Origin of the sequence: Pseudoalteromonas sp. 31A1 (assembly GCF_011378815.1) — a bacterium.
Lineage (GTDB): Bacteria > Pseudomonadota > Gammaproteobacteria > Enterobacterales > Alteromonadaceae > Pseudoalteromonas > Pseudoalteromonas arctica.
The window spans coordinates 71,776-94,070 of sequence record NZ_WTKY01000005.1; the positions used below are offsets into that span (position 1 = coordinate 71,776).

Annotated in this window: 19 protein-coding genes; 7 read left to right on the forward strand and 12 right to left on the reverse strand. The window is 37.2% G+C overall.

Annotation, left to right across the window (positions count from 1 at the left end):
- Positions 1 to 45: 45 nt before the first annotated feature.
- Positions 46 to 855 carry a pyruvate, water dikinase regulatory protein gene (locus GQR52_RS06985; protein WP_007583184.1) on the reverse strand — a complete coding sequence of 270 codons (810 nt, stop codon included), beginning with the start codon at positions 853 to 855 and terminating at the stop codon, positions 46 to 48.
- Between the two features lie 157 nt (positions 856 to 1,012).
- Between GQR52_RS06985 and ppsA the strand changes: the two genes are divergently transcribed.
- Both ppsA and GQR52_RS06995 read left to right on the forward strand, forming a co-directional pair.
- A complete protein-coding gene (ppsA, locus tag GQR52_RS06990; RefSeq protein WP_165727947.1) occupies positions 1,013 to 3,388 on the forward strand; it encodes a phosphoenolpyruvate synthase in 2,376 nt (791 codons plus the stop codon).
- 691 nt (positions 3,389 to 4,079) lie between these two features.
- Positions 4,080 to 7,127, forward strand: coding sequence for an FAD-binding and (Fe-S)-binding domain-containing protein (locus GQR52_RS06995; RefSeq protein WP_165727948.1), 3,048 nt, complete (start codon positions 4,080 to 4,082; stop codon positions 7,125 to 7,127).
- Positions 7,128 to 7,312: 185 nt separating this feature from the next.
- On the opposite strand, the gene GQR52_RS07000 is transcribed toward GQR52_RS06995, so the two are convergent.
- Positions 7,313 to 8,506, reverse strand: coding sequence for a cation:proton antiporter (locus tag GQR52_RS07000; RefSeq protein ID WP_165727949.1), 1,194 nt, complete (start codon positions 8,504 to 8,506; stop codon positions 7,313 to 7,315).
- Positions 8,506 to 9,717 carry a tyrosine-type recombinase/integrase gene (locus GQR52_RS07005; RefSeq protein ID WP_007583195.1) on the reverse strand — a complete coding sequence of 404 codons (1,212 nt, stop codon included), beginning with the start codon at positions 9,715 to 9,717 and terminating at the stop codon, positions 8,506 to 8,508. Before GQR52_RS07005 ends, GQR52_RS07000 begins: the two co-directional genes overlap by 1 nt.
- 149 nt (positions 9,718 to 9,866) lie before the next feature.
- Between GQR52_RS07005 and GQR52_RS07010 the strand changes: the two genes are divergently transcribed.
- Positions 9,867 to 10,430, forward strand: coding sequence for a YSC84-related protein (locus GQR52_RS07010; protein ID WP_007583197.1), 564 nt, complete (start codon positions 9,867 to 9,869; stop codon positions 10,428 to 10,430).
- A 602-nt stretch (positions 10,431 to 11,032) separates the two neighbouring features.
- Positions 11,033 to 11,746 (forward strand): hypothetical protein, encoded by a 714-nt coding sequence (locus GQR52_RS07015; protein ID WP_165727950.1) that lies wholly within the window; start codon positions 11,033 to 11,035, stop codon positions 11,744 to 11,746.
- A gap of 25 nt (positions 11,747 to 11,771) precedes the next feature.
- Here GQR52_RS07015 and GQR52_RS07020 read toward each other — a convergent pair whose 3' ends face one another.
- From GQR52_RS07020 to GQR52_RS07045, 6 genes are all read right to left on the reverse strand, one after another.
- Positions 11,772 to 11,975, reverse strand: coding sequence for a hypothetical protein (locus GQR52_RS07020; protein ID WP_165727951.1), 204 nt, complete (start codon positions 11,973 to 11,975; stop codon positions 11,772 to 11,774).
- A 164-nt stretch (positions 11,976 to 12,139) separates the two neighbouring features.
- Complete coding sequence (locus tag GQR52_RS07025; protein ID WP_165727952.1) at positions 12,140 to 13,186, reverse strand: patatin-like phospholipase family protein; 1,047 nt, start codon at positions 13,184 to 13,186, stop codon at positions 12,140 to 12,142.
- A 138-nt stretch (positions 13,187 to 13,324) separates the two neighbouring features.
- Positions 13,325 to 14,731: an alanine/glycine:cation symporter family protein gene (locus GQR52_RS07030; protein ID WP_165727953.1), complete on the reverse strand. Its 1,407-nt coding sequence runs from the start codon at positions 14,729 to 14,731 to the stop codon at positions 13,325 to 13,327.
- A 415-nt stretch (positions 14,732 to 15,146) separates the two neighbouring features.
- Positions 15,147 to 16,160: a patatin family protein gene (locus tag GQR52_RS07035; RefSeq protein ID WP_165727954.1), complete on the reverse strand. Its 1,014-nt coding sequence runs from the start codon at positions 16,158 to 16,160 to the stop codon at positions 15,147 to 15,149.
- A gap of 282 nt (positions 16,161 to 16,442) precedes the next feature.
- Complete coding sequence (locus tag GQR52_RS07040) at positions 16,443 to 17,432, reverse strand: LLM class flavin-dependent oxidoreductase (RefSeq protein WP_165727955.1); 990 nt, start codon at positions 17,430 to 17,432, stop codon at positions 16,443 to 16,445.
- Between the two features lie 141 nt (positions 17,433 to 17,573).
- Positions 17,574 to 18,317 carry a siderophore-interacting protein gene (locus GQR52_RS07045; protein ID WP_165727956.1) on the reverse strand — a complete coding sequence of 248 codons (744 nt, stop codon included), beginning with the start codon at positions 18,315 to 18,317 and terminating at the stop codon, positions 17,574 to 17,576.
- Positions 18,318 to 18,452: 135 nt separating this feature from the next.
- Between GQR52_RS07045 and GQR52_RS07050 the strand changes: the two genes are divergently transcribed.
- The 3 genes from GQR52_RS07050 (at position 18,453) to GQR52_RS07060 (ending at position 20,614) form a co-directional block, all read left to right on the forward strand.
- Positions 18,453 to 18,872 (forward strand): MarR family transcriptional regulator, encoded by a 420-nt coding sequence (locus GQR52_RS07050; RefSeq protein ID WP_010552917.1) that lies wholly within the window; start codon positions 18,453 to 18,455, stop codon positions 18,870 to 18,872.
- Between the two features lie 81 nt (positions 18,873 to 18,953).
- A complete protein-coding gene (locus GQR52_RS07055) occupies positions 18,954 to 19,367 on the forward strand; it encodes a S24 family peptidase (RefSeq protein WP_165727957.1) in 414 nt (137 codons plus the stop codon).
- The gene (locus GQR52_RS07060; protein ID WP_165727958.1) at positions 19,355 to 20,614 is read left to right on the forward strand and encodes a Y-family DNA polymerase; all 1,260 of its coding nucleotides are present in this window, start codon (positions 19,355 to 19,357) and stop codon (positions 20,612 to 20,614) included. Before GQR52_RS07055 ends, GQR52_RS07060 begins: the two co-directional genes overlap by 13 nt.
- Positions 20,615 to 20,634: 20 nt before the next feature.
- Here GQR52_RS07060 and GQR52_RS07065 read toward each other — a convergent pair whose 3' ends face one another.
- The 3 genes from GQR52_RS07065 to GQR52_RS07075 all read right to left on the reverse strand — a co-directional run bounded on the left by GQR52_RS07065 (position 20,635) and on the right by GQR52_RS07075 (position 22,239).
- On the reverse strand, positions 20,635 to 21,096 hold the full coding sequence (locus GQR52_RS07065; RefSeq protein ID WP_010552920.1) for a hypothetical protein: 462 nt from the start codon (positions 21,094 to 21,096) through the stop codon (positions 20,635 to 20,637).
- Positions 21,097 to 21,529: 433 nt separating this feature from the next.
- Complete coding sequence (locus GQR52_RS07070) at positions 21,530 to 22,048, reverse strand: DUF4240 domain-containing protein (protein WP_165727959.1); 519 nt, start codon at positions 22,046 to 22,048, stop codon at positions 21,530 to 21,532.
- On the reverse strand, positions 22,048 to 22,239 hold the full coding sequence (locus GQR52_RS07075) for a YwbE family protein (protein WP_007377588.1): 192 nt from the start codon (positions 22,237 to 22,239) through the stop codon (positions 22,048 to 22,050). Before GQR52_RS07075 ends, GQR52_RS07070 begins: the two co-directional genes overlap by 1 nt.
- Positions 22,240 to 22,295: the final 56 nt, after the last annotated feature.

Here is a 22,295-nt window from a genome sequence, read left to right on the forward strand (position 1 = left end):
AAAACCGCTTAGTTGCGGTTTTTTGTTTTTAATTTTATTAGTAAGTTAGTACTTACGTCGCTCCAAGTCTGTTTCTATCAATATTTTTGCAGATATTTCTTCAACAGAATGATGCGTAGAATTAAAGTAAGCAATTTTATGACGCTTATACAACATTTCCACTTCGCGAACCTCAATACGACACTGTTTAATTGAAGCATACTTAGAGTTCGCCATACGTCGATGCCTAATAGCCGCAAGTCTCTCAGGGTCAATCGTCAGTCCAAATAACTTATGTTTGTAAGGGACTAAACATTTAGGCAAACCTTCATTATCTAAATCTTCTTCTGTAATAGGGTAGTTAGCCGCTTTGATGCCGTACTGCAGTGCTAAGTATAAGCTTGTGGGTGTTTTACCACTTCTGCTAACACCAATTAAAATGATGTCTGCTTCAGAAAAGTTTTTAATATTTCCGCCATCATCATTCATAAGTGCATAGTTAACCGCATCAATTCTAAAATCATAACTTTTTTCGTGGATAGAATGCGTACGATGCATTTTAGGAACTGGGGCTACATTGAGTTCTTTTTCTATTTTTTCGCTATATGTAGTTAAAAAGTCATACGTGACTGCATCAGCCGATTTTATAATTTCACTTAAATTGTGGTTAACAAAAGTAAAAAAAACAAATGGCTTTTCGCCTGTTTTTGCAGCGGTTGCATTAATTAATGCTTTAATTTCGTGCGCTTTCTCTTCAGTTTCTACAAATGGAATTGTTTTATGATTAAAATCGATAGGAAACAACGACAAAGTCGCATGCCCAAATACCTCTGAAGTAATAGCGGTTCCATCTGATATATAAAAAGCAGTTCTCATAATTAACCTTTTTATTGCGTTTAAATCCCTAAAATGGGTTTCTCACGGTTTACGTGAGGACTATTGCCAGTGTAGAATGATGATGACCTTTATAAAAGGTTTTCTTTCTTAACTCTCACAGTTAGACCTACAATTTGTTTTTTTTGGAGAAAGATCCGTGCAAGAATACGTTCTCTGGTATCAAGAGCTTGGTATGCAAGATGTTCCTCGAGTTGGCGGTAAAAACGCTTCACTTGGTGAAATGATTTCAAACCTAGCAAACGCTGGTGTACAAGTACCGGGTGGTTTCGCAACTACCGCAGATGCTTTTAATGAGTTTTTAGATCAATCAGGACTCACAGCAAAAATTCACAACATTCTAGATACACTCGATGTTGATGATGTAAATACACTCGCTAAAGTCGGTGCCGACATCCGCCAATGGATAATCGACACACCATTCCAACCAAACCTAGATCAAGCCATTCGCGACGCATATAGCCAACTCCATGGCGATACTGCAGCAGATGTATCATTCGCAGTACGTTCATCAGCTACCGCTGAAGATATGCCAGATGCATCATTCGCAGGGCAACAAGAAACTTTCCTTAACGTTGTTGGTATCGATTCAGTCATGGTCGCTATTAAACACGTATTTGCTTCATTATTTAACGACCGTGCAATCTCATATCGAGTTCACCAAGGTTACGATCACCGTGGTGTGGCCCTATCAGCGGGTATTCAGCGCATGGTACGTTCAGATAAGTCAGCATCTGGCGTAATGTTTAGCATTGATACAGAGTCTGGTTTTGAAGACGTTGTATTTATTACATCAAGCTACGGCTTAGGTGAAATGGTTGTACAGGGCGCAGTTAACCCTGATGAGTTTTATGTTCATAAACCAACACTCCTTAAAAATAAACCTTCAGTAGTACGTCGTAACATTGGTTCTAAAGCCATTCAAATGATTTACTCAGAAGATAAAGCACACGGTAAGCAAGTAGACATCGTTGATGTTGCCCCTGAGCTTTCAAATAAATTTTCGATTACAGATGAAGAAGTGCAAGAACTTGCCAAGCAAGCTGTAATCATCGAAAAACATTACGGTCGTCCTATGGACATCGAATGGGCAAAAGACGGTAACGACGGCAAACTATATATAGTTCAAGCACGTCCAGAAACTGTTCGCTCAAACGAAGACTCTAACGTAATGGAACGCTTTCAATTAAATGGTACAAGCAACGTTGTTGTTGAAGGCCGTGCAATTGGTCATAAAATTGGTAGCGGTGTTGTTCGTGTTCTTGATTCAATTAAAGAAATGGATCAGGTACAAGTAGGCGACATTTTAGTAACCGATATGACCGACCCTGATTGGGAACCAATCATGAAACGTGCTGCAGCGATTGTTACAAATCGTGGTGGACGTACGTGTCACGCGGCAATAATTGCACGCGAACTTGGTATTCCAGCAGTTGTAGGGTGTGGTAACGCAACTGATTTAATTAAAGCGGGACAAGAAGTCACTGTATCGTGCGCCGAAGGCGATACCGGCTTTATTTACGAAGGTATTTTAGATTTTGAAATACTAACGTCACGCGTTGATAAAATGCCAGAACTTCCAATGAAAGTTATGATGAACGTGGGTAACCCCGATCGTGCATTTGACTTTGCACGCTTACCGCATGCAGGTGTTGGCCTTGCGCGAGTTGAATTTATTATCAACCGTATGATTGGCGTTCATCCTAAAGCGTTATTAAATTTTGATGCTCAAACAGATGCATTAAAAGCAGAAATTACTGACATGATTGCCGGTTACGAATCACCAGTAGAATTTTACATAACAAAACTGGTTGAAGGTATTTCTACTCTAGGGTGTGCATTTGCACCAGAGCGTGTAATTGTTCGTATGTCTGATTTTAAATCAAACGAATACGCAAACCTAGTTGGTGGTCAGCAATACGAGCCAGAAGAAGAAAACCCAATGATTGGTTTTCGTGGTGCCGCACGTTATATCTCTGAAGACTTCCGCGATTGTTTTGCACTAGAGTGTGAAGCAATAAAACGTGTAAGAAACGACATGGATATGGCGAATATTGAAATCATGATCCCATTCGTACGTACCCTTGAAGAAGGCAAACGCGTAATTGAACTACTAGAAGAGCATGGCCTTAAACGTGGCGAAAATGGTCTTAAAGTAATCATGATGTGTGAGCTACCTTCAAATGCATTACTTGCAGATGAATTTTTAGAAATGTTTGATGGTTTTTCTATCGGCTCTAACGATTTAACACAGTTAACGCTTGGTCTTGATCGTGATTCTGGTTTAATCGCACATTTATTTGATGAGCGTGACCCTGCAATTAAAAAGCTACTTTCTATGGCAATTAAAACAGCTAAAGCAAAAGGAAAGTACGTAGGTATTTGTGGTCAAGGTCCTTCAGATCACGAAGACTTTGCAGCATGGTTAGTAGAGCAGGGTATTGACTCTGTTTCATTAAACCCAGATACAGTAATAGAAACATGGTTATACCTAGCTAAAAAATTAGCAAAGTAATAAATAGGTAAGCTATAAAAAATGCCAGCAATAAATTGCTGGCATTTTTTTATACTCAATTAAAAGTAAATTAACGGGCTAATTTTTTATCTAAATAAGCACATGATTTAGTTAACGCCTTTTGACAAAGTGATAAGTAATGTCGCGTTTTAGGGTAGTAAAACGAAAAACACAATAAACCCGCCATAAAAAATATAAGTGAAGGCTAAGGGCGTGTTGATCTTTGTGGATTGAAATTTGTTCAATCTAGGGGCGATTTAATCGCGGCGCGAGGTTTGTAACCTAGTGGGCTAAGTAAAAACCGAGCAACAAAGAGTTAATCGTCCCTAGAAAGAACCCATTGGGCAGCGCATGTTTGGTATTTATGCTGCGTTATCGCCTATTTATGGGGAGCAACCACACTACATAGGCTCTGTCTTGCCTAAAAACCAAACATACTGCTGCAAATTCAACAACCAAAGGTCAACACGCCCTAGCTACAATCGCAAAAAATAATCCTAGCAAAATAAATAACACGCCACTGATCTGTAATAGTAATTTTTTCATATAACACACCTCATTACTTGTTAGTATGAGTATAATTTAAGCTGCATTAAAATCGACTAAAAGAGTGTTACAAACTGTAAAATCTTCAATTTCTATTCGCCATCACCATGATATAATTAGTCAAATGCCCTAAAATATCGCCGTCATGATAGCAACAATTACACAGCAAGATGCCGCGACAGAACTTGTCGCAAACTACCTAAATACCATTGCAAACCAAGGTTTTACCGGAGATACCGACGCAAGTTATGCAACGCGTATTACCGCTTCAACCGATAACAGTGTGTATCAGCAAATACCGCAAGGTGTTATTTTTCCAAAAAGTGAAAAAGATATTCAGCTCGCATTGCAAACAGCATCTCGCGACCCGTTTTTATCATTAACTTTTGGTCCTCGTGGCGGTGGAACAGGCACAAACGGACAATCGTTAACACCTGGTATTGTTGTAGATTTGTCTCGCTATATGCGCGAAATCCTCGAAATAAATGTAGAAGAAGGCTGGGTACGCGTTCAAACCGGCGTAATAAAAGATCAACTTAATGACTTTTTAAAACCTTATGGCTTTTTCTTCTCACCCGATTTATCTACCAGTAACAGGGCAACTATTGGTGGCATGATAAGTACTGACGCATCGGGGCAAGGCTCGTTAGTTTACGGTAAAACGAGCGATCATGTTTTAGGGCTAACAACTTATTTAGTTGATGGCACACCTATGTGCACCTCCCCAATAGACATCGACAAAGCACAAATTATAGCGAATCAAGACTCACTAATTGGTAGTTTATATAAAACAGTTTTAGATATATCAGTTAATGAACGCGCTGCTATTTTAGCTAAGTTTCCACGGTTAAATCGTTTTTTAACCGGCTACGACCTAGAGCATGTACTAAGTGATGACTTACTTACCTTTGACATGAGCCGACTAATAACGGGTTCAGAAGGCTCATTAGGTATAGTAACTGAAGCAAAATTAAACCTAACGCCTATTGCCGAATTCAAAACGCTTATTAATATTAAGTATGATAGTTTTGACTCAGCACTTCGTCATTCACCATTTTTAGTCGATGCACGTGCAACATCGGTAGAAACCGTTGATAGCAAAGTTTTAAACTTAGCGCGTGAAGATATCATTTGGAATTTAGTATCGGACTTAATAACCGACGTACCAAATAAAGATATGCAAGGCCTTAACATGGTCGAGTTTAATGCAGTATCAAACGATGATATAAAAGACAAAGTAGACACGCTTTGTAAGCTTCTAGATGAATGCGTAAAAAATCAAACTAATGGCGTTATTGGTTATCAGTTAACCAGTGATAAAAGCGATATACTAAAAATTTACGCAATGCGTAAAAAGTCAGTGGGTTTATTAGGTAATGTAAAAGGCAGCCAAAAACCTCTCGCCTTTGCAGAAGACACCGCTGTACCGCCTGAAAATTTAGCAGATTATATTGTCGAATTTAGAGCATTACTCGACAGTCATAATTTACAGTATGGTATGTTTGGCCATGTTGATGCGGGCGTTTTACACGTACGCCCAGCACTTGATATGTGTGACCCAGAACAAGAAAAACTACTTAGAACTATTTCAGATCAGGTCGTAAAACTAACCGCTAAGTACGGCGGTTTAATGTGGGGCGAGCACGGTAAAGGTTACCGTAGTGAATATAGCCCTGAGTTTTTTGGTGAGCATTTATATACGCAACTTCGAAAAATAAAAACAGCTTTCGATCCTAACAATCGCATTAACCCCGGTAAAATATGTACTCCTATCGATAGTGAAGACTCACTAGTTAGTGTAGATGGACAAAAGAGATCGCACTTCGATAAGCAAATATCAATAGAAGTTAAAACCAGTTTTAACAATGCAATGACCTGTAATGGTAATGGCATATGCTTTAATTACGATGAAAATTCACCTATGTGTCCATCGTATAAAGTAACTGGCGATCGCCGTAATTCACCAAAAGGACGCGCAAGTTTAATGCGCGAATGGCTTCGTCTACAAGAGTCAAAAAATGTAGATTTGCTCGAAGTAGAAAAGCAACTTAACAAAGGTGAAGTCATTACCTGGTGGGAACGTTTTGTTCATAGCCGCGAAAAACGAAAAGGTATTTACGACTTTTCTCACGAAGTAAAAGCGTCAATGGATGAATGTTTAGCATGTAAGGCATGTACAACAGCATGTCCAATTAAAGTAGATGTACCCACTTTTCGTTCGCGCTTTTTAAATTATTATCATAGTTATTATGCACGCCCGCTAAAAGATTACCTTGTTGGTAACATAGAAAACAGCGCGCCATTAATGGCAAAGTTCGCTAAAGTCATAAATCCAATTGTTAAAACATCATTAGTTAGTAATGTTATTAAAAAAACGGTTGGCTATGTTGATACACCACAGTTAAGTATTCCTGCACTTTCAAAGCGTGTTACTAAAACACAAAAATTCGATTTTGATTTACTAAATAAATTAAATGCAGAGCAACAAAGTGAATATGTATTAATAGTACAAGACCCATTTACGAGCTTTTACGAAGCGGAATTAGTAGAAAGTTTTATTACTTTAATAACCCAACTTGGCAAAAAACCAATGCTATTACCTTTTAAACCAAATGGTAAACCGCAACACGTAAAAGGTTTTTTACATGAATTTAAAGTTACAGCTAAAAATGCAGCCGAGTTTTTAAATAAATTAAATGATATTAATGCACCGTTAGTCGGTTTAGACGCGTCACTCGTTATGTGTTACCGCGATGAATATAATACAATTTTAGAAAATAACCGTGGTGAATTTAATGTGCAACTTGCCCATGAATGGCTCGAAACACAATCGTTTAAATCACTAAGCGCAAAACAAAATACAGATACCGAATTTACATTACTGAGTCATTGTACTGAAACAACTGCGCTGCCAAAAGCAGCAAATGTATGGCAAACAATTTTCAATGATATTGGTTTAACATTAAAAACAACAAATACAGGTTGTTGTGGAATGGCGGGAACTTATGGCCACGAAGCACAAAATCAAGATAACTCACGTGCGCTTTACGAAATGAGCTGGAAACCAATTGTAGATAAAAATAAACCTGAGCAACTTTTATCTACGGGATTTTCTTGTCGTAGCCAAGTTAAACGTTTTGAACAATTTAAACCAAAACACCCAATTGAATTACTAGCACAGGTTCTTAAATAACTTTATAAAATAAGCTCACTTAAATAAGAGTACTTAAATAAGAGTACTTAAATAGTTTTATCTAAATACAAATTTAGTAAATTATTTATTAAATACAAAAAGGCGCAACGATTAACTTCATCAGTGATGAAAATAACCGTTACGCCTTTTTTAATACGTATTCTTAATTTACCTAGTTTAAATAATTATTTTTTAACAAAACTATCGGCAATAGGTTTAGTGCTAATACCATGTATAAATACACTAAACAAAATAGTCGTCATTGCTATTGTCGCTATTTGATATTTGTTTTCTATTTGCGTATCTATCACCATCAATGTAAAAACAATTGATGCTAATCCTCTTGGTCCAAACCACGCAAATGTAAAACGCTCTTTAATACTCAATGCCGTAAACTGCAGAGACAGCATAACTGGAATTATTCTAATCAATGTTGTACTTAACAAAGCGTAAATTATAATTTCAGTATTTAATTTAGGAATAACTAAGTAAGCACAAACAAACCCGAACAAGCACCAAATCATTAACGATGTGAAATCTGCGATATGCTCTGAGTCTTCAATTAATTCTGTTCTAACTTCTTCGGTCGAAAATTTATCAAATAATAAGCCTGCAATAAACACCGCAATAAATCCACTGCCATGAAAATACTGAGTGACAGAAAACACAGCCATAGCAAAACCGAGTAATAAAAACGGACTGGTATTTTGTGCAAAGTAATGACGTTTCATTGCAAAGTTTAAACTCGGTATAAAAACAACAATACTTGTAATAGCTATTAATAAAGCCAAGCCAAGCTCTCGGCCAAACACACTTAATGTTTGTGTTGCAGTAATAGCTGAATCAGGATTTTTAGCGAGTAATATAAATATTAAAAATATGGGTACGCATAATCCATCGTTCAAACCACTTTCAGTATTTATTCCTTCGCGTATTTTTTCAGGCACTTGTGTACTTTCTAGTAACCCTTTACTTAATGCCGCATCAGTAGGTGTTAAAATAATAGCGAGCAACGCTGCTTGAATAAGTGAAAGCTCAGCAAAGAAAAATAAAGCAACAGCAATACCAAGTAACAAAGTTAAGGGTAGGGCAACAAACAACAGCAAACTAGGATACTGAAAACTATGCCTTAATACACTCAACTTTGATTTAGCTGCATCAGAAAATAAAAAAATACATAGCGTAAGCTCTATAAATGGTAATAAAAGATCAACGCCTTCTTTTATTTTATCCCCTTCGTTGGGTAGCATTGAAGCTAAACATATTCCGCCAACAACAAAAAACATTGGGCCTGTTACTTCTGTTTTTTCTAACTGGCGAAGTGTTAAAGAATAAATTAAAAATAATCCGCCTATAAATGCTATTACTAAATACTCCATTAAATTTTCCTTTTAAGTCCTGACTTTGCTCGCTCTTTAATATTTGTTTGAATATAAATTTGATCGGTAGTCGCAATTTTAGAATGACCTAAATCTTCTGATAAATGTTTGAGCGGTCTGGTTTGTGCATCATGTGTTGCACCAGTATGGCGAAGCCAATGCGCAGTTGCAGCGCCAAGTTGTTCAGCATCATCTTTAAAACCATCATCAAGTAATGATTGCTGTGCATAATCAAAACTTTGTTGAACTAAACGCCTAATTTGCCTTACGGTCATACCACCTTGCCCGCGAATTTTATGAACCAAGGGATCTGATTCATCAACACGGGGAAGGGCAGGTAAACCTCTGTATAGTCTATAACGTTTTAAATATTCAACAAAATCATCGCTTAAGGTTACATCTCGTAATTTATTACCTTTTCCCATTATACGTAAAAACCAAAAGCCATCATTATCTTGCCAAAAATGAGACATCACCGGCGACCATTGTGGGCGCTCAGATAATTCTGAAATTCGTAAATAAAGACCTTTTAAGCAGGCAAGCGTAAATAAGTTTCGCTCTAAATCAGGGTTATGTTCGCATAAATCACGCGTTACACCAAAAACGTATTCCCATTGAATATCGCTTAATGTGTCTGGAATTTGAATTTGTGATTGAACAACTAAGTATGGACTATTTTTTTTAACAACAGGGACAAAGTTAGCAAATGTTTTTTCTTCTAGTAAGGCAAACTTATAAAATACATTTAGAGCAGTAAACATAGACGATAAAGTTTGCTGACTAGCAATGGATTCTTTAAGCATAAAAGGGCGCCAGTTTTGGTTTAATCGACGAATTCCTTGTTCATCTTTATAACGCCATTGCACTGAAGTTGCAGCCCATGCTTTATCGGGTTCGACCATAAAATCAACGTAAGCTTCAATATCTTCACGTTTTAAATCGAATACTGATTTTTCTGCGATTAACCATGACCATAAATAAAAGCGTTCAAGCTCATTTCGAAAACGACTATAAGTGGCTTCTGACTTTCGGCCATAAACATATAAAAACTGATACAAGAATGTCAGATCGGCTTTTGATTCAGTTACAGTCAAGCCAATTTCCTGTATAAAGGATGCAAGTTCTGGGTATTCTGAATTGAGAGTACCGTCATCTAGATGGGCAATTTGATATCTTAATTGTTTTAACGTATCAACCAAAGCAACAAGCATAATGTATAAATATTCAATTAAATAATAGACTTACAGAATAACGTTAAAGTCCGATACTGTCTAGTATTGGACATAGTAAAGTTCTAATTATTTTAATACCGTGATTATTCTATGGTTGTTGGTTGCTATATCTTATTAAGGAAAACATTATGAAAAAACTAATTATACTAAGTGTACTTGCTTTAACTGTTGCGTTAACTGGGTGTGCTACTACAGGTAGTGCATCGCCAAGCGAAAAACGTTCACTTGTACAAAGTATGAAAGCAAACACATTAGATAAATTATATGCTGAAAAACCTGATGTTAAAAAACAAATTGCTAACTCTGCTGGTTATGCTGTATTCGATAACGCAAATGTAAATGTAGTGCTTGCTAGCTTTGGCGGTGGTTACGGTGTTGTTAGAAATAATCTCACAGGTAAATCGACTTACATGAATATGGGCGAAGCCGGTTTAGGACTTGGTTTAGGCGTTAAAGATTTTAACGTTGTAATGGTTTTTCATAACCAAGCTGCACTAAATAGATTTATTGAACATGGTTGGGCATTTGGCGGAAACGCTGATGCAGCAGCAAAATATGAAGATAAAGGCGGTGCACTAGTTGCCGAAGCGATTGCAGATCAAGTTACTGTATATTCTGTAACCGAAAATGGCCTTGCACTACAAGCTGTATTAAAGGGAACTAAGTTTTGGGTTGATTCAGAGCTTAATTAACCACCAAATTACTCTCCTAAAAGCGAGCAGGTTTGTATAATCACGCTCGCTTTATTAAAACTCAACCAATTTAACATAACGTAATTTATGGGCAGCTACAGTATAAGGCGTTCTATGATTATGTATTCACGTTATATAAGTCCCTACTAATTTTTTCAGTATTTATACTACCTAATCAATCATAATTTGTATAAAAGTTACCATGTTTATAATTACTTACACTATTTGACTAACTATATACTAAGCAACTAAAGAGCTAGGTTTGAGTGAAAGGTAAATCAGTAGCTATGATTAGTATGTAAAGCTAGCCTACCCAAAGAAAACCTAGTAGCTATAATATATCGAGGATATTTACCCGAAAAAGGTGCGTAGGCAGACTGTATAATTTCGATAAAAGATTATACAATGTTTACTTCTTAGAGAAAGTTAAACCCTCGGATGTTCAGTTAGTTCAGCGTTAAAGTGGTCGGCAAGGAAATCCGAAGTGATGTATAAAACACTGAAAGCAAATCATAAAACTCAGAATGTTTATTTATCTGATTTACAGCATCAGTTATTAAATATTATTTGGGAAATTTCAGAAAGAACAGGAAGTTAAAATAGTGTACATAACTAAAAGAGTTCTACCCAGTAAACACTTAAATTTTTTACTAGCCTTAACCATAACCTTACTTTTAATTATCGTGTTTTTTTCAAACTACATTCCAAGCATATTTTATTGGGGAAGTGATTTTGAGAAGCTTATTTATACAATATCTTTATCCTTTATAACTAGTTATATATTTTACTATGTGGTTGTATATAGAAAGGAATTAAAAGATAAGGAGAATATTTCTACCTATATTTATACTGTATTATTTCGTATAACTTCTAGAAATAATATTCTGATTGATAATATTTTTAATAATATTTTTGACCCACCTGATATAAAGGTTGCAGGCAATATATCTTATAACGAAATGAAGGTTATCTTATCTAAAGTAGATACTAACTCTGTAATAACTGATTTGAAGTTTGAATCCATTGGTGAAGGCATAACTTGGCTTGAGTACCTAAAATTTTATTCACTAAATGTTCAAAAGGATATAAATAAATTACTTAACCTACTTCCTTACCTTGATAGTGAGCTTGCTAAATTATTAATAGAGCTTGATGACTCAGCTTTATTTAGATTAATCGACCAATTGGTAGTTTCTGATACACTTACATCTAACTCTTTTTCTAACTTGGAACCAACAACTAGATTTTTTCATTATCATTATGAAAACTGTAAAACCCTAAGTGATTACAGAGAATATAATTATATTTTTAAATAATTAAGTTAAGGGCTTTCGCCCTTTTTCAATTTGTATAAACGAAAACCTTGAAGAGTTCAGACGATTTTTCATGAAGCTTTAATAAGTCTTTTCGATATTCGTCTGCTTCTGGTGTATGAATATTCCCTTCTTTTTCAAGGTTAAACTCAGTAAATTCTCTAACTAATTTATCTATTTTATCTTCTACTAGATGCCACTTTTCTGCTGCTTCTATTTCTTTATGTAACATTATCTAATCCTTAAATCATGTGAGAGTTAATTTTAGTTGATTTAAGGTATTATACAAAAAACAATCTGTCCTTTTTGACAGTTAATTTAACACACTGAATTTAATATGAAATATTTATAGAGTACATACTGTAATTTATGAGTTGCCAATTTTCAGTTATCAAATTAGTAATATGATAATAAATTAAAGTTTTCATTATTTAATTTAGTATCAAACGCTTCAGCTAATTTTTCAGTTTCACTAAAAACGGTATTCCAATATTTAATACGTGTGTCTGCATCTAGATCGGTAAAGTCATTCCTGTCTGGAATTTTTCCGTAAGGTAAGCTTGCTATAAATTCTTTTGATGGGGTGATCATCACTACATTATCGTAATTAATAGGTGACACTTTGCGTTTTAAATTTTTATCGAACCACCCTGCTTTTGGCTCTGAATTAAAATGCGGATATAAAATTAAGCCTGGGTTATTTATTTTTAAATCAAAGTGGTAGTCAATAATTCCGCCGTCGCGATATATTCCAGGTGGTGAGCCTGCAATATTTTTTATACCTTGCATAACAAGCGGTATAGAGCCTGATGCAAGTAATGCATCTTTTAAGTTTGTTTGTGTGAGTGCTATGTTTTGTGTTTTAAAATTGTAGCTGTCGGTAATTGATAAGTCGCTTGTTGCTGGGCCAAATATAAAACGCTCATATTGCGAGCCTAATAATTTTCGGTTAACGCGGTTTAACATATAACTTTTTGATAAACCCATTAACTGTATTAATTTATTTTCGCTGGCTATGAACCCATTCGATTTAGCCACTATAAAGTGCGCTTTAAATACGGGGTTGTTTATAATTTCGGTTACGCCGTTATCACCAAATACATCTTCAAGTAATGCGCGCGCTTTTATTGTAATTTCATTTGGTGTTGGTTTATTACTCGAGTATCGGGTTTGCGAATACGATTTTGCTAAGCGCTCAATAGCTGCAACAGGATCTTTTTGTGCAAAACACGCAGAACGAAAAGCGCCAGCTGATGATCCAATTAAATTAAGAGGCTGGGTTCGGTTTTTAAAAAATTCACCAAAAATATATTTATCTAAACCAAATAATGTAAACCATTTTGGGCCACCACTTGCGCCTAAAAAAGAGGTGAAAAGTTCTGGTTTAAAGCCTTGTTCGTTTATTATTTTTGCTGCGGCTTTACCTGCGTGGATCTCAATCATCTAAAAAATAGTGCCTTTATTATTGGTTATTTTAGTTGTTTATTTAAAACTTAAAGTGAATAATTATTCAAAACAAAAAGCGATTTTATGTTGCCATAAAACCGCTTTTTATCGTTAAAAGTGCTTAAAATACGTTAATCAGTCCCAAATGCCGTCTTCGCATTTACCCTGTACTTTTACATCTTTTACTTTAAATTCGGGCTCTAAACCTTTGTCTCTTTGCGCGTGGTAATCGCTGGTAACAGACAAAATAGTCGGCGTTAACAGTATAATAGCGATAACGTTAACCACTGTCATTAACCCTAAGGCAATATCGGCTAAATCCCATACTTCTTTTAACGTGGCTGATGCGCCCCACAACATCATTGATAAATAAAGCAAAGTGTAAATGCCGCGCCCTACTTTGTTGTCGAGCTTAAAGAGGTGCAAGTTACTCTCTGCATAGGCGTAATTTGCCACTACCGAGGTAAACGCAAATAAGGTAATTGCAGCTGCTACAAAGTAAACACCACCTTGTGCTAAGTGAGCGGTCATGGCGCTTTGCGTTAAGCGAATACCTTCCATTTCGCCGCTTATGTCTACATCGGCTAATAAAATGATCACCGCAGTACAGCTACACAGTACGATTGTATCGAAAAATACGCCTAACATTTGTATGTAACCTTGCGTTACAGGATGATTAGGAATAGGGCTTGCACTTGCTGATGCATGCGGCACACTACCTGCGCCCGCCTCGTTAGAATATAAACCACGTTGTATACCGTTTTTAATGGCTGCGCCCATTGCACCGGCGCCGGCTTCTTGTAAACCGAACGCCGATAAAAATATATCTTTAAGCATTGCGGGTACTTGAGTGAAGTTTATAATAGTAATAATTACGGCTGCCAGTACAAACACAATGCCCATTATTGGTACAACGCGCTCTGCAAACCGGGCAATTGCTTTAAAGCCACCGAGTATAATTGAGCCTGCGAGTACGGTAATAACCAGACCTGAATAAAATGTAGGAACTTCAAACGCGTAATTAAGCGCGTCGGTAATTGTGTTAGTTTGCATTGCGCTAAACGTAAAGCCGTAACCTAAAAACAAACACGCGGCAAACACAATTGCAAACGCCCGGCTACCCAAACCTTGTTGAATATAATACGCAGGGCCGCCTCTAAACTCGCCGCCACTATCGCGCACTTTATATACTTGCCCAAGTACGCTTTCGGCAAAGCCTGTAGCCATGCCCAATATGGCGATTACCCACATCCAAAATATAGCGCCGCTGCCGCCAAGTGAAATTGCCACTGCCACACCGGCTAAATTACCTGTCCCTACTCGTGCGCAAAGCCCTGTACACAACGCTTGGAATGATGAAATGTCGTCTTTTTTACATTTACTGCTGCCTTTTAAAAGGCTAAACATATGTTTAAATTTAAGTATTTGAATTGCTTTTAGTCGTACCGAAAACCATATACCTGTAAACAAAAGTATATAAATAAGTACCTGACCCTCTCCCCACAAAAGGTTGTTTACACTTTTGACGACGGTATCGAACATTACTAATCCTTTTTTATTTTATACTTTTACTTTATGTTAGCACCGACTTTAAACTCTGCATGTAGCGCTACTCAACTTTAAAACTCCGGCAGCTCATTATGCGTTAAACATAATAGTGTTTAAGTTTGGCTTTACCCGATAGTGAAGTGTGTATTGGTGTTTAATAATCTGTAAGTAAGCACATTTAACATTGAATTTTATTTCTATAAATGTGAATAATAAATCACACCTACACTTTATATTGATTAGTTAAAAAATCAATAATATCTTTTTAAGATTCAGTATTTTATTTTGCGTATGCGTGCGGGATGCAATAGTTTTTATTTTGATGCAGTAAGGTTTAGGCGCAATGAGGATTAAAAATGGCAAAAAAATAGCGCATAAAGTTATGCGCTTTTTTTGTAATTATATTTAATTAGTTATAGCTGTATTGTGTAGGTGCACTGTAATGGTTGTTGCTGTTAATCTGTAAATTTTGCATTGCTAAGTATGAGCGACCAGCATCTAAGCCTAATTTATGATCAAAACGTAAATCGTTATTTGAACTGCCTAATAATTTGCTATGCAGTTTTTCGTCTGCAAAAATTTGTATTATTTCTACATCATCAGGTGGGTTTGCAATAAATTCAAGTTCATCTAAATACGCTTTCTCGTGCTGTATTAAGTAGTCTAATGTTTTTGGACAATAGCCTGATGCAATAGCAAATGTTCTTAGCTTTTGTACCCATGCAGATTGCGCCTGAAAATTAGCGTCAACTGTTCTTATTACCACAATTTTACGAGCGCCTCGATTGTAAGCTTCACGTACTGGGAGTGGTGCAGCTAGGCCGCCATCAAGATAAAAATCAGCTTGTGTTTGTTCTTCAACTAAGTGAGTTTCGCTCGCTGTTTTTGCACTTGACCAAGGTGTTAATTTTACACCCTCTTTGTACAAAAATGGCAGTGCGCTTGATGCTTTTAAAAGATTGCGCCATTGATTATCTTCACCTGTTGGCGATAAGTAATATGGCTTTCTGTCTCGCGCATTAGTAGCTGTAATAAGTAGCTCACGTTCGCCTAAACTTATTTTTGCTGTTTTAAAGTCTATCGCTCTTTTTACTTCAGTGGTTTTGTCAAAGTACCAATCTAGGTCAACTATGTGTTTACCCACTAATCCGCGACCAAGCTGAAAAAAACGTTTGTTACGCGAAAGCCCTCTAATTAGGCGTTTGGCATAGCCTTTTTGACGCGCTAAGTAACTAGTTAAGTTTTGCGAACCTGCAGAGGTGCCAATGAATAAATCGAATGGGTCATATTCTTGCTCTAACCACGCATCAAGTACGCCAGCTGTGAAGATCCCTCGCTGCCCGCCACCTTCAGCAATCAGTGCAACTTTTGGTTGCGCTGTTTTGTTAACTGAATTAGCTGTTGCGCTATTTAGAGACTTCACGGTGAACCTACCTTTATTTAATGATGTTTGGTTTAATACATACATTATAAAAAATAAAAGTGATATCTTAAAATTGATTATTTAAATCAGTTCGATTGAAAAAACAGAACGATATATAAAGCAAAATATATACTAAAAATAGCAATCAAATTTACTTTGAATATTTAAATAACAAATACAGACATCACTTAAAGTTAATAAAATGAGTTAAAAAAGTTTAACTTTTGATGATGTCTGTATGTTAACAAGCCCAGAGTGTACGCTTGCTTAACTAACTATATTTTAGTGTTTTATTTCCATTAAAATTTCGAGTGCACGGTGGCGTTTTTCACTATCGAATACATCATTGGTAAATATAAACTCATCTACTTCTAGCTGCTTCGCTATCATCTCTAACTTGTGTTTAATACTTACATGTCCGCCTACTACGCTTAGACTTAAAAAGTTCTCTACATGAGCGCGTTCTTGTTCGCTCCACAACCCGTCCATACTTTCAACAGGTGGTTTTAGCCACAGCTCGTTACCGCGTATCAGTTCGAGCACACGTTGCTTAGAAGTAGTCGACAAGTATTGCGCTTCATCGTCGGTGTCTGCTGCCACTAAAGGCAGTGCAAGCATTACGTATGGCTTATCAAGGTCGCTTGATGCTTTAAATTCGCGCTTATACAACGCTATTGCATCGTGCACGAAGCGCGGTGCAAAATGTCCTGCAAATACATACGGTAACCCTTTTTGCGCCGCTAGTTGCGCGCTAAATAAACTCGAGCCTAATAACCAAATAGGAACGTTTGTGTCCTCACCCGGTATAGCACGTATAGGGTGCGTACCGTTGTAAGGACCTAACAATGTTTGCAGTTCAGTTACTTCACCCGGGAAGTTTTCTGCACGGCTCATATCGTTGTTTAATGCACGACTCGTTACAGGGTCGCTGCCTGGTGCGCGCCCTAGTCCTAAATCTATTCGCCCTGGATATAAGCTCTCTAACGTACCAAATTGTTCAGCAACAACTAATGGGGAGTGGTTTGGCAGCATAATACCGCCCGATCCAACGCGTATCTTTTTGGTATTACCTGCAATATGGCCAACCAAAATAGAAGTGGCAGCGCAAATTATACCAGGCATATTATGATGCTCAGCAAGCCAAAAACGGTTAAAGCCAAGTTCATCTGCACGTTGGGCGTATTTAGTACTTTTATGAAGAGTGTTAGTAACGCTGTCCCCTTTGATCATGGGGGCAAGTTCGAGTAACGAAAAAGGAATGGAAGTTAACAAAATAGCAGCTCCTAAAAATGCATGCTAATAATGGATTACATCATTAGCATAAAACACTTAAATGGGTCTGCTATTAGGTCAATTCAAGTTACGCAGAGGTATTAAAGCAAAATAGGTATATGTTATTTTGCTCTAAGGTATTCAAGCAAGCTGTGCATCACGTTGGCGCAGCTTTTTATAGCCTTCTGAGTCTACGCCTTTTTTCCAATAACCAGAGGATACAATATTACCGCGCGGTATATTAAGGTGCTCAGTTAGCAGTGTTTTTACTGTACGTACAAGGCCTGCCTCCAGTGCCATAAACACAATAGGTGGCTGCTCTGTAATGTGCAAATTTTTAAGTGCACTTAGCATTGCTGTATCGGCATTATTGGTAATTAACCAGTTTATATCGCGATTTGTTTCTAAATCGATAATGTCTTGCTCAGTAGGGGCATGTACAAATGCATCAATTTTTGCAGCTTCAGGTAACTGCTGCACATAGCCTTTTATAGCATTTACTGAGGTTAAATCGCCCAATAATATATAATGAGGGTGCGCGTAATTATCTAATTTTTTAGGGCCTGGTCCAGCTATACCTAGCGCGTCGCCTACTTTTGCAATTTTAGCCCAGTTAGTCGCGGGGCCTTGGTGCATATTTATAACAAAATCAAGCGTTAGTGCGCCGGTTTGCGCATCCACATGCCTTATTGTGTATGATCGCATACACGCTGTTTTTAAGTTAAAATCTACTTCACCATTTTTTGGGAACAGTACTTTTACATAATTACCAATGTGCGCGGAGGTTATATCTGCAAAATCGTCTGAGCCTACAACAATGCGCTGTAAGTGCGGTGTAATTTGCTCAGTGCTTAATACTGTTGCTTTGCGAACTTGTTTACCCATTTTAAATCACCTCGTTTACAAAACTTAGGTTTAAATAATTAACTGCTATAAAAGCAGTCATTGCACAACGCCCCATTGGTTGATAAAATCAACTATAACAATTTAATTGACTTTGTCAACCATATTGAGAGCTCTATGAATACACCTTTATCAAATACGCTGTTTGAACTAATGCAAAATTACCGTGTCACAATTCGTGAAGCAATTAACGCAGGCGAACTTGGTATTAATGCTATGCACGTACGCTGCATACATATTATCGCGAACGTAAATAACTGTACGGCTAACGATATAGTTACTAAAACACAGCGCGACAAAGCGCAAATAGCACGTTTAATTAAAGATCTTATTGGCTTAAATTTAATTAATAAACAGGCGAGTGAGCACGATAAACGCTGCTTTATTTTGTCGCTCACAGAGCAAGGTAAAGTTCTTTTTGATAAGTTATTAGCCTCAGAGAAAAAAATAAATAATCAAATGTGTAAAAACTTAAACCCTCAACAAATCAAAGACTTTTTAGATACCGCACAACAAATGATCAAAAACATGGATTGATCAGCCATACATTTCTTGGCATAACTTACACAAAACGCATATACTGTACACTTATACAGTATATGCGTTTTAGGTTGTGTTATGTTTGTCATTCCCATTTATATAGAAGCAGGCGTGTGTGGTTTTGAATCCCCCGCAGCGCAGTACACCGAGCTAGGTGTAACCCTTGATGAGCTTTTAATAAAGCATCCAGATGCTACGTTTATTGGTATTGCATCGGGTAACTCTATGCAAGAAGTCGGAATTTTTGAAGGGGACTTATTAGTAATCGACCGTGCAGAGCCTGCAGAAAATGGTGACGTTATTGTTGCTAACTTAAATGGTCTTTTTGTATGCAAACTACTTGATAAAACCAATGCGAGGCTGCTTTCGGCTTCTTCTTTACATAAGCCTGTACAACTAACCTCTTCAGACGAATTTCAGCTAGAAGGCGTAGTAACGCTATCAATAAGAATGCACAGGCAAAGCCCAGAGTTACTAAAATGTATGCCTTAGTTGATGCTGTGTCATTTTATGCCAGTGCCGAAAAAGTATTCGACCCTGCTATTCGCTCCAAACCCGTGGTTGTACTTACCAATAACGATGGCTGTGTATGCGCTATTTGTCCTATTGCTCGGCGCTTAAATATTCCTAAATTTGGCCCGTACTTTAAAGTTAAGCATTTACTTGAGCAAAATAACGTAGTTATTCGATCTAGCAATTATGAGCTTTACGCTGATTTAAGCGACAAAATGATGAATATTATTGGCCGCTTTTGCGATACACAGCACATATACAGTATTGATGAATCGTTTTTGCACTTTAATGGCTACACATCATTAATTAAAGACTGGCATGAATACGGCCATACAATAAGGCGCACAGTATGGCGCGAAACAAAGCTTCCTGTAGGTGTTGGTTTTGGCCCGACCCCTACTTTAGCAAAAGCCGCTAACCATGCCGCTAAAAAGCTCAGTGGCTTTAATGGTGTTGCAGTAATAAATAGCGAGCAAACTCGCCAAGCTATTTTACAAAGAATGAGCTGCGAAGATGTGTGGGGAATAGGCCGGCGACTAGCTAAAAAGCTTAAAATAATGAATATACACACCGCTTGGGACCTTGCTCAGCAAAACCCTAAAGCAATGCGCCGTGCATTTAGTGTGGTTGTTGAACGTACAGTAAGCGAACTTAACGGGATAACATGTTTAAACTGGGACGATGTACGACAAGACAAGCGAGAGATTTATTCGACCCGTAGTTTTGGAGAGCGCATATGCGAGCCAACAGCCCTTAAAACGGCGCTAATTAACCATGTAACCACAGTGGCTAATAAACTAAGAGCGCAACGTTCGCTCACCTACCAGCTTTATATTTTTGCAGCCAGTGGCGCGCACGAAAACAGATATTATAAAAAGTCGTTTGTATATAAGTTCCCCTCACCCACTAACGACACCTGCGTGATGGCTAATGCTGTATCTGAGGTATTTAATAATATTTACCAACCGGGAGTTCGGTTTTATAAGTGTGGTGTGGGCGCGGTAGAGCTAATATCAGAACAGTTTCAGCAAAATGACTTATTTAATAAGAGCCCTGATAATCCAAAGCTTATGCAATGCCTAGACACAATTAACAATCGATACGGAAAAGGGATGCTCAGCCTTGCAAGCAGTAAATTAAATGACCGATGGCACATGAACCGTGATTTTTTATCGCCGCAGTACACTACGCGTTGGCGCGATATCCCTAAAATATACTGCGAATGATTTACTACTTACTAGATGCTTTATTTGCTCTCGTCTGCTTTTTTAAATGTGCACTCTACACTAGGTTCGCTTAATGTGTATTTTAGTGTGTTATCAGCTAAGAATTTGATACTTTGACTGATTGTTTTTTCGTTTGCAGGGTTTTCACAACGGCTCATTCTTAAACCGTTTTCAAGGCCATCACTTTTATATTTAAGCGTACTGGTTATAAAACAAAAGTTTGGTTTTTTAATAGTGCGAGTACCATTGTGGAGCGATCCAAATACAATTTGTTCTCCAAGTTTAAAACCTGCACTTAAATCACTTTCGTCTGTCAAACTCAAATCGCTATTAACGCATAACCCTGAATTGGTCGACACAACTTCGTATGCCCCCAGTTTTGACTTTAAAAACGGTATAAATCGTGTTTTATTACTCGGCTCAGAAAAAGCATTTGCACTTGTAAAAGCGACAGTTAATAAAGCGAGTGTTAAATATTTCATTTCGTGGGTGTATCCTCGTGAGTCAGCGTGTTAAATAATAGCAAAATGCCTAATCACTTAGCTTTTATAACTTTTAACAACTATAACAGAGATTTACTATAAAAGGAGAGAAGTCGTATTACAGGAGCGAGCGCGTGAGTAGGACGCGGAAGCTTTGCTCGGTTTTTACTTATTCTTACTAGAATAACCCAGGAGCAGTTGTCGAGCCCACTAGTTTACAAATTTCGCGCCGCGATTAAATCCTTCTTGGATCGAACAAATTCAACCACCAAAGGTAAACATGCCCTAGATACTCATTACAAACCATTTTGTTGTTAAGCACTTTATCTAATACGTACTTAAACAACAAAACGATTTATACCAATGCGCTTAATTGTAAGGGTCAATTGAACTCATTAGATTGTTTAACTAGTTATACGAATTGGTATTTATTTTATTGCCAGTACTTTGCAAATAATAAAGGGTAGCTTTGCTTTAAAAACTTAGGTTTGTCTTTAAAACGTTTACCTTTGGGTTCATCACTGCCAGATGGGATAAACGGCAATTCGTCTTCACTGCGTTCTTCAAATAATAAACCGGCTATTAAGTCATACTCATCAATGTACGGATAAGGCTGCTCGTTTAAGTAATAAACGGGTGTACACTGCGCTATCGAATCAGCATTTTCTAAGGCGTTTTCGAAAACTGTTTTACCGCGCGAAATTAACCAACATCTAAATTCGCTAAAACCGTAATCGTCGTTACATCCAGCCATAACAAAGGCGGCGCCAAACAAATCCCAGGTAAAGCATTTGCGCATATGTATGCCAAAATGCTTATCAAAATCAATAAGGTGTTGATCGCTTAAATCATTAAGTTTAGTTTTTAGGTTATCGCTAGCACTTTGCGGATCGAGCCCTAAATCAGGCGTTGTTACTAATTCCCAAAAAGCCTGTTCTGTTAACGCTGCCATTATAAAATCTCTTTTACTCGGCCAACTTGACCATCTTCTAAACGCACTTTAATGCCGTGAGGGTGATTAGGTGACTTTGTTAAAAGACGCTCAACAACACCTTCGGTTAACGTACCGCTGCGTTGATCTTCTTTTAATACAATATTTACTGTGATACCTGGTGAAATTTGCGAACGCGTAGGAACAGCCATAATTTAAACCCTAAAAATAATTTATCTAATTATAACGTCCATGTGCTATCAAACCA